Origin of the sequence: Yinghuangia aomiensis, assembly GCF_039542225.1 — a bacterium.
GTDB lineage: Bacteria > Actinomycetota > Actinomycetes > Streptomycetales > Streptomycetaceae > Yinghuangia > Yinghuangia aomiensis.
The window spans coordinates 1-11,415 of record NZ_BAABHS010000076.1; the positions used below are offsets into that span (position 1 = coordinate 1).

The following is an 11,415-nucleotide window of genomic DNA, read 5'->3' on the forward strand; positions in this document are numbered from 1 at the left end:
GTCCAAGAAAGACATCCTGCGTTGCCTCAAACGCTTCATCGCCCGCGAGATCTACAAGCACCTGACCCGCCAGCCAACCACCCAACCACCGCTCCTACAGACCACTTGACGATCTATAGGAGCTTCACACGAGCCTGCGGCGACCCGCGCCGGGCCGCCGCGGGTCGCCGCAGGGCGCCGCACCCAGGTGCGGCGCTTCGGTGGCCGTGCCGGGGCGGGGTGCCGGTGGCGGCGTCCGGGGCCGCGGCGCCGCTCGGCGGCCCCGTGCGACACGGTCGAGGGCGATGGGCTCACGAGCGCCGTGCCGGGCTGCTGTCGGCGGTCCACGTCGTCGCGGATGCCGCGGGCAGGGCGGTGTGGGACTCGCGTTCCGCCTGCTCCGGGTGGCGCGCCCGCCAGTAGGGATTGTCGTGGGGCAGGTTCCCGCTGACCCGGCCGTAGAGGCCGAAGGTGAGAACCATGAGGCCGACCAGGAAGCTGAAGATCACGTTCGGCATGCGGAAAGCCAGGATGTTGCCGCTGCGGTCCAGCAGGAACAGGTTGACGAATCCGCTCGCGATGAAGAGCACGCCGACCACGGTGTTGAGCGTGGAGGCGGTGTTGCCGCCGATGACGGCGCCCGCGACGAGCACGATGCCGACGACGATCGACACGGTGCTCAGTGCGCCGTTCGTGCTGAGTCCGGCGAGGTTGCTGCCGTGGGTGTCGAAATAGGCCAGCCGGTCGGCGAAGCCGAGGCTTCCGAAGGTCAGCAGCACAAGACCGGTGAGTCCGGCACCGAACCGGTAGACCTGGCTCAACCGGTGGTCCACGGGTAGTTCTTCGGAGAGCTTCACGGTGGTCTCCCGTCGCTGGGGCCGCCGGTGCGACGGCCGCTGCCTCCAGCCTCCGCGGAGGTATCATGGATGCAAGTCGCCAAGGATTTGCACAGGTTTTCCGCACTCCCCCGGACGGACCTCCCATGAACGACCGACCCGCCCCCGCCGTCGCCGTGTTGCCGTCCGGCACCGCCGCCGAACCTTCCTTCGGGATCGGGGCCGCCGCCCAGCGCATCGGGGTCGCCGTCGCGACGCTGCGCAGCTGGGAGCGCAGGTACGGCATCGGTGCGCACGGGCAGACGCCCGGCGGGCACCGCCGCTACACGGCGACGGACCTGACTCGACTCGAATACATGTGCGCACTCACCTCTGCCGGGGTTCCGCCCGCGGAGGCGGCCGCGCTGGCCCTCGCCGCGCCGTCCCACGCACCGGGCCCGCGGCCGCCCCGCCGCGCGGGCGGGGGTGCCACGTTGCCGCTCGGCCGATCGGCGGCCGACACGCACCCGGCGGCGCAGGGCCTCGCGAAGGCCGCGATGCGGCTGGATGCCGATGCGGTCGGGGGACTGCTGGACGAGGCGTTCGCCGCGTCCGGGGTCGTGGCCGCGTGGCACGATCTCGTCGTCCCGGTCCTGTTCGGCATGGGCCGCAAATGGGCGAACACCGCGGCCGCCCCGGGCGCGGGGGCCCACGGCACCAAGTACGTGGAGGTGGAGCACCTTCTCGCGGGCTGTGTAGCGGCCGCGCTGCACCGTGCCGCCGATGCCGCGGCCGTCGCGCGCGGCAAGCCGGATCGTGCTCCGGGGTCCTCCCCGGTCGGCGCGGGCGTGCGCGGGGTGCTGCTGGCGTGCGCTCCGGGCGAGCTGCACACGCTTCCCTTGGAGGCGCTTGCCGCCGCGCTGACCGAACGCGGGGTGCCGGTCCGCATGTTCGGTGCGTCGTTGCCGCGGGCGGCGCTGCTCGAGGCGGTCCGGCGCACCGGTCCGGGCGCTGTCGTCGTGTGGGCGCACACGGCGGCCACCGCGGATGCCGACACGGTGGCGGCGGTGCGCTCGTTGCCGCGCGCGAGGATGACGACGGTGATTCCCGCCGGCCCGGGCTGGAACGCGGCCCGCGGGCGCGGCGGGATACCGGCGCCGTCGAGTCTCCGCGACGCTGTGCGCATGCTCACCGACGGGATCTGACGGGACCCGCTGCCTTCCCGGCGCGCCGGGGTCCTACAGGCCCAGGTCGCGCCCCACGATCTCCTTCATGATCTCCGTCGTGCCGCCGTAGATGGTGGAGATGCGCGAGTCGAGGTAGTCGTGGGCGATGCGGTATTCGAGCATGTAGCCGTAGGCGCCGTGGAGTTGGAGGCAGCGGCCGACGATGTCGACGTACTGCTCGGTGGCCCAGAACTTCGCCGCCGCGGCGTCCGCGGCGGCGAGTTCGCCGCGCGTGTGCCGGGCGAGCAGGTCGTCGAGGTAGGCGCGGCCCACGCGGGCGGTGGTGACCATCTCGGCCAGTTGGAACCGGGTGTTCTGGAAGGAGCCGATCGGCCGGCCGAACGCCTTGCGTTCTTTGACGTACTCGACGGTGCGTTCCAGCACGCCTTCGATGGAGGCCATGGCGCCGGCCGCGATGGAGATGCGCTCCTGGGGCAGGTTGCGCATGAGGGAGGTGAAGCCCGAGCCTTCTTCGCCGAGCAGGTTGGCGGCGGGCACGCGGAGGTCGGTGAAGAACAGTTCGCTGGTGTCCTGGGCGTGCAGGCCGATCTTCTCCAGGTTGCGGCCGCGGGAGAAGCCGGGGCGGTCGGCTTCGACGACGAGCAGGCTGATGCCGTGGTGGGGGTGGGGGCCGGTGCGGACGGCGGTGACGACGAGGTCGGCGTTCTGGCCGTTGGAGATGAAGACCTTGCTGCCGTTGACCACATAGTCGTCGCCGTCGCGGACGGCGGTCGCGGCGATGCCGGCCAGGTCGCTGCCGGTACCGGGCTCGGTCATCGCGACCGCGACGACCAGGTCTCCGGCGGCGATGCCGGGCAGCCAGCGCGCCTTCTGGCCGTCGTCCGCCAGGTCGGTGAAGTACGGCACGACGATGTCGTTGGAGAGCGACAATCCGGCGAGCCCGTCGGAACCGGGGTGCCGGGAGAACTCCTCGCCGATCACCGCGTTGAAGCGGAAGTCGGCGACTCCGGCGCCGCCGTACTCCTCGGGGATGTTGAAGCCGAGGATGCCCGCTTTGGCGGCCTCCTTGAACAGCCATCGGTCGACCCGTCCCGCGCTGCGCCACCGTTCGGCGTTCGGTCCGGCGTGCTTGTCGGCGAAGGCGCGCACCGTCTCGCGGAAGAGTTCGTGGTCGTCGTCGTAGAGGGGGCGCCTGCCGGGGATCACCACGGTCATCGGGACTCCTGTCCGGATCGGGCGGGCGGTGACGGAACCCTTGCCGTCCCCGACACACCTCGATATGTTAATGAAGAATCGCGCTATCGGACACCCTTGAGACAACGCTCGTCTCGTCCGATTCGGCGGGCGAGCCAGCCCTGGATCAAGGCCTGAACGTTCCTGGCTGGAGGTCATTAAGTAAATGGAGAATCTCAGCAGGAGGCGGGCACTGAAGCTCGGCGCCGCCCTGGGGCTCGCCGGTGTGGCGCTCGAAGCCCCGAAGGCGTGGTCGTGGTCGTCCGCGGGCTCGCTCGCCGCGACCGACACGGTCACCGATCCGTTCACGGTGTGGGACCCGGTCCCCGACCAGGTGGCGGCCCGGATCCTGGCCGACGGCGCGACCGCGTCGGTCAACACGGCGTGGAACGCGTGGACGAACAACGGCGATCCGCTGCCCGCCGGCATGCCCGGCTACCTGAAGTCCTACCTGCAGCAGGTCAACCAACTGCCGTCGTGGGCCGACCGGTCGGTCCTCGCCGCGTCCCAGCAGCTCTACAAGCGGCTCAGCATGTACCTGTTCCTGTCGCTGAGCCTCGGCAGCGGAATCCTGAGCACGGTGATCCCGCGGGAATCCCGCGCGGTCTACTGGTCGGCGGGCGGGGCCGACATGAAGGCCCGCGCGGCGAAGACCTTCACCTTCGGCTACGACATGGTCGCCGCCGATGCCTGGAGCCCCAACGGGCACTTCGTGGTCACCGCGAACAAGACCCGCCTGGTGCACTCCACCGTGCGCAACCTGCTGCCCACGTCGGCGAAGTTCCAGGCGACCGCCGACCAGCCGAAGCCCATCAGCAACGGCGACATCCTGCGCACGTTCCACTCCACCGCGACGTTCACGCACCTGAACTTCGCCAAGTGGCACGTGCCGATGTCGGCGGCCGAGCAGAACGCGGACCTGCACGCCTGGCAGGTCGCCCTGCATCTGCTGGGCGTGCAGCGCCAGTTCATCCCGGCCAGCTGGGCCGACGCGGTGGCCCAGGCCGAGCAGATGCTGTGGCCCGACCTCGCGCCCACGACCGAGGGCACCAGCCTGGCGCACACCCTGCTGGGGTACATCGAGCGGCCCGTGCTGGGGCTGGACACCGGGTTCGTCAGCGAGATGGTCCGCTACCTCATCGGGGATGCGTACTCCGACTGGCTGGGCCTGCCGCACGACTTCATCTCGCGCGGCATCATCGAGGCCGGCTGGCCGCTGTATGTCGCCTTCCGCGAGAAGACGTCGTGGATCATGCCGGTGAACTACTACCTGTTCGACCAGTTCGTGCGCGGCGTCGCGATGCTCTTCCTCAACAACGGCACGTCGGCGACGCAGACCCCCGTCACCCTGCCGTCGGCGAACCGGCCCGGCGCCTGAGTCCGGCGCCCGGACCGGGCGCCCCGAACGGTGCCCCGCGGCACGGACGCCGAACCGGCCGCGGGGCGCCCTCCCCGCTACAGCCCCAGGGCACCCACGACCAGCGCGGTGACCGCTTCCCGGTTCCCCGGCGAATCCCGCCACCGCAGCAGGCGGCCGACCTCGACCACCACGCCGAACCCGGCGTGCACCAGCACCCGGGCCTGCCGCGGGTCCAACTCCGGCCGGGCCGCCCCCAGTTGCTGCTCCCACAGCGCGATGTGCTCGCGTTGCGCGAGGATCACGGGGCGCCGCACGGTGTCCGGCAGGCCGCGCACCTCCCCTTCGGCGACGCTGGTCAGGGCGGTGTTCTCGAAGCTGTACGCGACGTACGTCGCGGCCAGCACCGCCACGGCCGCGTGTGGTTCGGCCACCCCGTGCAGGTTCTGGTTCACGGCCTGGGACAGCAGCTCCGCCGCCTGGAGGCACGCCGCCACCAGGATGTCGACCTTGCCCGCGTAAGAGCGGTAGAGCACGGAGGCGGCCAACCCGGCCGCTTCCCCGATCTGCCCGTTGGTGACGTTGGCGAAGCCGTCCCGCGCGAAGAGCGGGACGGCGGCCGCGAGGATCTCCGCACGCCGGGTCCGCGGTACCGGCGGCACCGGCAGCTCGACGCGCCGCGCGCTTCCGGCCCCCGTCGCCGGATCGGTCCGCGCGGCGCTCAGGGCGGACTCCAGCAGCAGGTCCTCCAGGCGGCGCTGGGCCAGCGACGTGTGGTGCATCGTCACGGAGCCGACCACACCCAAAGCCGCCACCGCGCGCAGCCGTTCGCCGGGTGTCCCGTGCTCGCGCCGCACCGCCTCCGCCACCCGGCCGACCACCAGCCCGAACTTCGCCCGCAGCAGCCGGCGGTCGTCGGGCGCGAGGTACCGCGCCTCCCACCGGTACAACCCGCCGGAGGCCCGGCCCGCGACGGTGCTGCGCGCCAGGACGCCCAGGACGTCGGCCAAGGCGGCATCGGCAGGCACCGCGTCGAGCGCCGCGACCAGGCCGTCCGCCAGCACGTTCGTGCACGCGACGAAGAGCGTGTACTTGTTCGGGAAGTGCCGGTACAGCGCGGCCGCGGTGATGCCGACTCCGGCCGCGATCTCCTCCATGGACGCCGCGTGGTAGCCGCGTTCGCTGAAAACCCGCCCCGCGGCGTCGACGATGAGCTGCTTGCGGTTGCGCGGCCGGGTGGCGGCAGTCTGTTCGGCGGTCACCGACAGACCTGGGCGGACACGAGCGCGGACACGGCCATGGGGCAAGTGAATCACAGGGGGCGGGCCGTCCGGCCGGCCGCGTCGCGCCGCCCGAAGGCGGGGTCGGCGCGGCTTTCCCGGGCCGCGGCACCGCCTCAGGCCGGGGTGCCACCGAGCCGGTCCGCGGGCTGTGCGGCGTTCACCGTCGCCCCGGAATCCCACACGGAGAGCAGGCGTGCGAGTTGCCGCCGGTCCCGGGCGCGCGGCTGCGCCCCCGCGAGCAGTTCGGCGACGGCGCCGAGCGCACGCGCGGAGGGGACGGCGGCGCCGTCGCCGGGGTTGAAGGTGTCGCAGATGGCGGTGAGCGCGGCGCGCTGCCGGGCGTCGACGTCCAAGGCGGGGTCCTTTGCTGGTGCGGTCGTCGGCCGGAGGACGGTCAGCTTCCGAAGTAGGCGCGCCGGATGCGGTCGCGGTCGGTGCGGAGGTCGGCCGCGCGGCCCGCGAGGACGATTCGCCCGTGGTGGAGTACGACGGCTTCGTCGGCGACCGCGAGTGCGTGGTCGATGTGCTGCTCGACCAGCACGATCGCCGTCCCTTCGGTGTCGGCGAGGCGGCGCAGGATCGGCAGTGTCCGCTGCACGGCGACCGGCGACAGGCCCGTGCTCGTTTCGTCGATCAGCAGTACGCGCGGGCGCAGCAGCAGGGTCTTGGCGATCGCGAGGAGCTGCTGTTCGCCGCCGGACAGGGCGCCGCAGCGGCGGTCCAGGAGTCCGCTGAGCTGCGGAAAGCGGTCGAGGGCGGGTCCGAAGCCGCCGGGGCTCCGGGAGAGGCGGAGGTTTTCCGCGACGGTCAGCCGGTGGAAGACCCTGGACCCGCGGCACACGGCGCACGCTCTGTCGCTGATGGTCGAGCGCGTGGTCATGGCGTGGTCGTACGAAGGCGTCGAGTACGAGGCGGAGACGCTGATCGACACACTCAACAAGATCTGGGTGCGCTCGCTCGGACTGTCGCGGCGGGACGCGGAGGGGGACGGGCCGCGGCGCGCCGAGGAACGCTGACCGGCTGACGTCGTCGTGGTCGCCTTCGTCGCCGGGCGGCGTTGGCACTAACCTTCCGACAGTCCGGTTCGGAACGGGAGGCCCGAGGGCCCTGGGCAAGGGACGGCAGGTTTGCGTGCACCGCGTGCGGTGATCGTGGGCGGTGCGGCGGCCGTGCTGGCCGCCGGCGGCTTTGCCGCGAAGGCGGCGCTCGGGGACGGCGACGGCGGGCGCCCGGAGCTGATCCACAACGGCGGGTTCGAGGACGGTGCCGCGGACTGGTGGACCTCGGGCGCGGCCGCCACGGCGACGATGGCCGACCCCGCGATGGGCGGGGGCAAGGTGCTGCGGGTGCAGGTGCCCGGCGGGTCGTCGAATTCGTGGGACTACATGGTCGGGCAGACCGGGTTCTCGCTCGCGAAGGGCGAAGAGTATGTCCTGAAATTCACCGCACGGTCCGACAAACCGGTGATGATCCGCGTCACCGTGCAGCAGGAACAGGCCCCGTACGCCATCGCGTTCGACAAGCGGGTCCAGCTGGAGAAGGACAAGCGCACGTTCGAACTCCCCTTCACCGCGGGCCAGAAGATCGACGGGGCGGCGCTCACGTTCCAACTCGGCGGTGCGGACGGTGACGTTTCGGTCATGGTGGACGCCGTCTCGGCCAAGGACGGCAAGGGGCCGGACACCGGGCCGGACACCGCGTTGATCGCGACGGCGGCGACCGCGGCGCTCGTGTCGGCGGGTGCCTTCGGCATGCATGTACGGCGACGGCGCCGGGACACGGCCGTGCCCGGCGGGGACGGGCTTTCCACGGCACCGGGGTCAGCGGTGCCGCCCGCGCAGTACATGCCGACGCAGGCCGTTCCGCCCCGGTACATGCCGGCGCCGGCCGTTCCGCCCGCGCAGTCCATACCGCCCCTCGACCCGCCCTCCGGTCCGCTCCCCCACCCGGCTGCACCGGACCACAACGCCCTGGATTCGGTGTGGTCGGTGAGTGCCGTTCCGCCGGGCGCGCCGGAGCACGCCGCTCCGTCGGCCGCACCGCCGTCGGACGGCCTGGGCGCGCCGTCCGAGGCCGGCGACGACGCTGCCGGGGCGCACCCGCCGGTTCCGCCGACCTTCGCCGACAACGTCGTCTTCACGCCTCCGCCCGCGCTGTTCCCACCCGAGGACGAGCCCGAGGCGGACGGGGCGACCCCGTCCTGGCGTCCGCCGGAGAACCCGCCGCGCGAGGGCTGACGGCCGCAGGCGTCCGGCCCCGGCGGAGTCAGTTGCGACGAGCGCGGCGACGGCGCCGTTCCCGTGCCCGACGAGGTGGGCACGGCAGCGGCCGCCGGGGCCTGCGCCGTTGGCCGGCCCTGTCCTCCTCCGGCCCCGTCGCGGTCATCCCACACGGTCATGTGTACGGCCGTACGTCACGCTATTGAAGGCCTTCCGAAGCGAGGTGCGGGCCGGCGGCTGTAACTCCCGCGCGTCCCCGAACCAATAACCCGTGACCGCACACATCCACCGGGGAGGTTCTTTGCCGCCGCCCGCCGCCGACCGCAGTCCGGACGCCACCACCGATGCCCGCGCTCCCGTGAGAGTCGCCGGCATCGCGCACGACCCCGCCGCCCTCGAGGCGTTCTATCGCGCGCACATCGACGCCGTGGCGCGTTTCGTGGCCCGCCGGGTCGACGATCCCCACGACGCCGCGGACCTGACCGCGGACGTCTTCCTCGCCGCGCTCGGCTCGGCGCACACCTACCGCGGGGCGGAAGGCGGCGAGCGCGCCTGGCTGTACGGCGTCGCCCGGAACGTCGTCGCCGACGCGCGCCGACGGTCCGCCCGCGAAGCCGCGGGGGCGCGGCCGCCGGATCGCCTACGGGCTGGCGGCATCGGTCGCCACCGCCGCGGCACTGGGTATCGCCGCGTCCGCACTCACCGGCGAGACCGCGCGGGCGGCCGCGTACACCGTCGTCCGGCAACCCGACGGCTCGGTCCGCTTCGCCATCAACGACTTCCGCGACCCGCAGGGACTCGAAGCCCGGCTGCGGCAGCTCGGCGTGAATGCGCGGATCGACTACGTTCCCATCGGCATGAAGTGCCAGGGCGGCCGGTTCACGGAGTACGCGATTTCCGACGAGGCCCTCCACGGCATCGTCCATTGGCTCACCGGCCCCACGGACCGGCTGCAGACCGACGAGGAAATCGCCTACTACCGGCGGAACTGGCAGGAGGTCCGCCCCGAACTGATGCCCCCCGGAACGACGTTGGTGCTGACCCAGACCATCTGGGCGGACCCGGACGACCCGGAGGTCGGCGGCTCCGTGGGCACCACCCACCTGGCGGCCGGGCCGGTCGCTCCCTGCCGGCCGGCCCCGGACCCCACCGCCCCCCGTTTCTCGTCCGAGAACGGCCAACCGCGCATCGAGCTGCCGCAGCCGCGCGGCTGACCTGCGGCAGCGAGGCCCCGGGCGCCGTGTGTCATATCGCGCGTCCGGGGAAGCCGCCGGGGCAGCCCTCTTTCGACTCTCGGGAAAGCGGTACCGATATGGACACCCCTGGACACGGCGGCAATGTGATCACCGAACTGACCGCGGACCACCGCGAGGTGGAGCGGATGTTCCGTAACCTGGATATATTCGCGGATCCCGGCGAACGCCGCGGTCTGGCCGACCGGATCACGATCGAGCTGGTCCGGCATGCGGTGGCCGAGGAGCAGTACCTGTACCCCGTGGTGCGCGAGCACGTCGCGGGCGGCCATGCCCTCGCGGACAAGGAGCTCGCCGACCACGCGGGCATCGAGAAACTGCTCAAGGAACTGGAGGGCACCCCCGAGGACGAACCGCGGTTCGCCGAACTGTGCCGCCACATCGCCTCCGAGGTGCGCACGCACGTCGCCGACGAGGAGGAGCGCCTGTTCCCGGCCCTGGCGCAGTACTGCGAAGCCGACATGCTCGACGAACTCGGCGACAAGGTCCGCAACGCCAAACGCCGGGCACCGACCCGGCCGCACCCGTCCGCACCGGACACTCCCCCGGCCAACAAGGTCCTCGCCCCGGGCGTCGGTCTCGTGGACCGGGCCCGCGACCTGGTCAGCGGGCGCGGGCGGAGCTGACGCGGAGAGGCCCCGCGGCGCTTCGCCACACCCGTGCCATCCGACGAGCGAGACGATTCGCCGGACATCGTGAAGCCGGTCGAGCCCGCCGAGATGCCGCGGGACGGCCGCCGCCGCACCGCGCACGAGCTCCCCGGCTTCGGCAACCTCCACGAACGCCCCAAGCGCCACGGGGCCCAGGGGCGTCTGCCGGCCCCCTCGTGCCGGCCCGCTCACGGGTGCCCGGGTCAGAGGCCCGAGGCGTCGAGGACCGCGACGGTGTTGTCGGAGGAGGCGACGTACACGGCGCCTCCGGCGGCGTCCCACGGCAGGGAGGTGACCGACCGGGCCGCGCCGTGGAACTTCCAGCGGGTGGCGCCGGTGGCGATGTCGACAGCCCAGACGGTGCCGGTGGCGTCGAGCGTGTAGACGTTGCCGGCGTCGCACTTGACCGATTCGGTGATGCCGAACATGCCGCCCGCGAGCGCGGTCCGCCAGACCGCCTCGCCGGTGCGGCCGTCGACGCAGTACAGCGCGTTGTTGGTGACCGCGAAGACGCGGCCGCTGCCCGGGTCGGCGCCGACCGCGCGCACGCCCGGCGCCGTGAACGACCAGGCCTTGTCGCCGGTTGCGCCGTCCCACTTCGTGACGTCGCTGGTGAAGGTCGCCGCGTTGCTGCTCGCGTACAGCAGGTTCTCGCCCGCCCAGGCCGCACCCGAGGCGCCGGTGACGACTCCGGGCGTCGCGAAGAAGGCGCGGGGCACGGTCTTCTGCCATCCGGTGGCGCCGTCCTTCGCCGGATCGACGAGTTGCAGGCGGGTTCCGGTCGTTCCCACGGTGGTGCCGGTCACCGTGCGGGTGCCGGACGGTGACGTCAGCACCAGGCTCACGCCTGTGGTCTGCCACACGGCGGTGCCGTCGCGGGCGTCCACGGCCCACACGAAACCCGAGTTGAGCGGGTCCGCCGCTCCGGGCTGGAGCCCGGAGACGACGACGAGGCCGCCGGACACGCCGACCACCGTGCCGAGCCCGACGCCCGGGTAGGGCAGAGGCACCGACCACGCCTTCGTGCCCGTGGCGGCGTCGGCGGCGACGAGCGCCCCCGCCAGGCTGCTCATGCCGACCACGAAGATGGTGCGGCCGTCGGCGGAAACTCCGATGTCCGAGCGGCCGAACGACGCGACGGGCAGGGTCCAGCGCAGCGTGCCCGCCCCGTCGAAGGCATGGCGTCCGACGACCGACGACACGATGAGCGACCCGGCGCGGACCGCGAGGTCGACCATCTGCTGCTGGGCGTTCACGGTCCGCCGCACGGCTGCGTCCGGCCCGTCGAGCACGTTGCGTTTTCCGGTCGGCGGGGGCAGCGGCCCGGCCGGTCCGGTCGGCAGCGGCACCGCGGCCGGGGTCGCCGGCGCCGTCCCGGGCCCGGCCGCGGACTCGCCGACGCCGGGCGGCGACGCGGCCCCGGCCGCTTTCGCGCCGCC

At 72.7% G+C, this 11,415-nt stretch carries 13 protein-coding genes and 1 pseudogene; 7 read left to right on the forward strand and 7 right to left on the reverse strand.

Features of this window, described 5'->3' with window-relative positions:
- Window positions 1–290 precede the first annotated feature (290 nt).
- Window positions 291–836 (reverse strand): DUF4383 domain-containing protein, encoded by a 546-nt coding sequence (locus ABEA93_RS41685; RefSeq protein ID WP_345681238.1) that lies wholly within the window; start codon window positions 834–836, stop codon window positions 291–293.
- Window positions 837–961: 125 nt separating this feature from the next.
- Between ABEA93_RS41685 and ABEA93_RS41690 the strand changes: the two genes are divergently transcribed.
- Window positions 962–1,999, forward strand: a complete 1,038-nt coding sequence (locus tag ABEA93_RS41690) for a MerR family transcriptional regulator (RefSeq protein WP_345681239.1) — start codon at window positions 962–964, stop codon at window positions 1,997–1,999.
- A 33-nt stretch (window positions 2,000–2,032) separates the two neighbouring features.
- On the opposite strand, the gene ABEA93_RS41695 is transcribed toward ABEA93_RS41690, so the two are convergent.
- Window positions 2,033–3,196, reverse strand: coding sequence for an acyl-CoA dehydrogenase family protein (locus tag ABEA93_RS41695; protein WP_345681240.1), 1,164 nt, complete (start codon window positions 3,194–3,196; stop codon window positions 2,033–2,035).
- A 184-nt stretch (window positions 3,197–3,380) separates the two neighbouring features.
- Between ABEA93_RS41695 and ABEA93_RS41700 the strand changes: the two genes are divergently transcribed.
- The gene (locus tag ABEA93_RS41700) at window positions 3,381–4,592 is read left to right on the forward strand and encodes an oxygenase MpaB family protein (RefSeq protein ID WP_345681241.1); all 1,212 of its coding nucleotides are present in this window, start codon (window positions 3,381–3,383) and stop codon (window positions 4,590–4,592) included.
- Between the two features lie 77 nt (window positions 4,593–4,669).
- Here ABEA93_RS41700 and ABEA93_RS41705 read toward each other — a convergent pair whose 3' ends face one another.
- From ABEA93_RS41705 to ABEA93_RS41715, 3 genes are all read right to left on the reverse strand, one after another.
- Window positions 4,670–5,833, reverse strand: coding sequence for a TetR/AcrR family transcriptional regulator (locus ABEA93_RS41705; RefSeq protein WP_345681242.1), 1,164 nt, complete (start codon window positions 5,831–5,833; stop codon window positions 4,670–4,672).
- Between the two features lie 134 nt (window positions 5,834–5,967).
- On the reverse strand, window positions 5,968–6,207 hold the full coding sequence (locus tag ABEA93_RS41710; protein WP_345681243.1) for a hypothetical protein: 240 nt from the start codon (window positions 6,205–6,207) through the stop codon (window positions 5,968–5,970).
- 41 nt (window positions 6,208–6,248) lie between these two features.
- A complete protein-coding gene (locus ABEA93_RS41715; RefSeq protein ID WP_345681244.1) occupies window positions 6,249–6,734 on the reverse strand; it encodes an ATP-binding cassette domain-containing protein in 486 nt (161 codons plus the stop codon).
- Here ABEA93_RS41715 and ABEA93_RS41720 point away from each other — a divergent pair.
- The 3 genes and pseudogenes from ABEA93_RS41720 to ABEA93_RS41730 all read left to right on the forward strand — a co-directional run.
- A complete protein-coding gene (locus ABEA93_RS41720) occupies window positions 6,715–6,870 on the forward strand; it encodes a hypothetical protein (protein ID WP_345681245.1) in 156 nt (51 codons plus the stop codon). The two genes, ABEA93_RS41715 and ABEA93_RS41720, sit on opposite strands and share 20 nt — an antisense overlap.
- Before the next feature lie 111 nt (window positions 6,871–6,981).
- Window positions 6,982–8,091 carry a carbohydrate binding domain-containing protein gene (locus tag ABEA93_RS41725; protein WP_345681246.1) on the forward strand — a complete coding sequence of 370 codons (1,110 nt, stop codon included), beginning with the start codon at window positions 6,982–6,984 and terminating at the stop codon, window positions 8,089–8,091.
- 340 nt (window positions 8,092–8,431) lie between these two features.
- Window positions 8,432–8,671, forward strand: a pseudogene (locus ABEA93_RS41730) (RNA polymerase sigma factor); the annotation flags it as partial.
- 42 nt (window positions 8,672–8,713) lie between these two features.
- Here ABEA93_RS41730 and ABEA93_RS41735 read toward each other — a convergent pair.
- Window positions 8,714–8,845 (reverse strand): hypothetical protein, encoded by a 132-nt coding sequence (locus ABEA93_RS41735; protein WP_345681249.1) that lies wholly within the window; start codon window positions 8,843–8,845, stop codon window positions 8,714–8,716.
- Between the two features lie 52 nt (window positions 8,846–8,897).
- On the opposite strand from ABEA93_RS41735, the gene ABEA93_RS41740 reads away from it, so the two are divergent.
- Both ABEA93_RS41740 and ABEA93_RS41745 read left to right on the forward strand, forming a co-directional pair.
- A complete protein-coding gene (locus ABEA93_RS41740) occupies window positions 8,898–9,287 on the forward strand; it encodes a hypothetical protein (RefSeq protein ID WP_345681250.1) in 390 nt (129 codons plus the stop codon).
- A gap of 98 nt (window positions 9,288–9,385) precedes the next feature.
- Entirely contained in the window at window positions 9,386–9,952 is a 567-nt protein-coding gene (locus ABEA93_RS41745) for a hemerythrin domain-containing protein (RefSeq protein ID WP_345681248.1), read from the forward strand.
- Between the two features lie 227 nt (window positions 9,953–10,179).
- Here the strand turns inward: ABEA93_RS41745 and ABEA93_RS41750 are convergent.
- A partial coding sequence (locus ABEA93_RS41750; protein ID WP_345681247.1) for an outer membrane protein assembly factor BamB family protein occupies window positions 10,180–11,415 on the reverse strand: 1,236 nt, incomplete at its 5' end.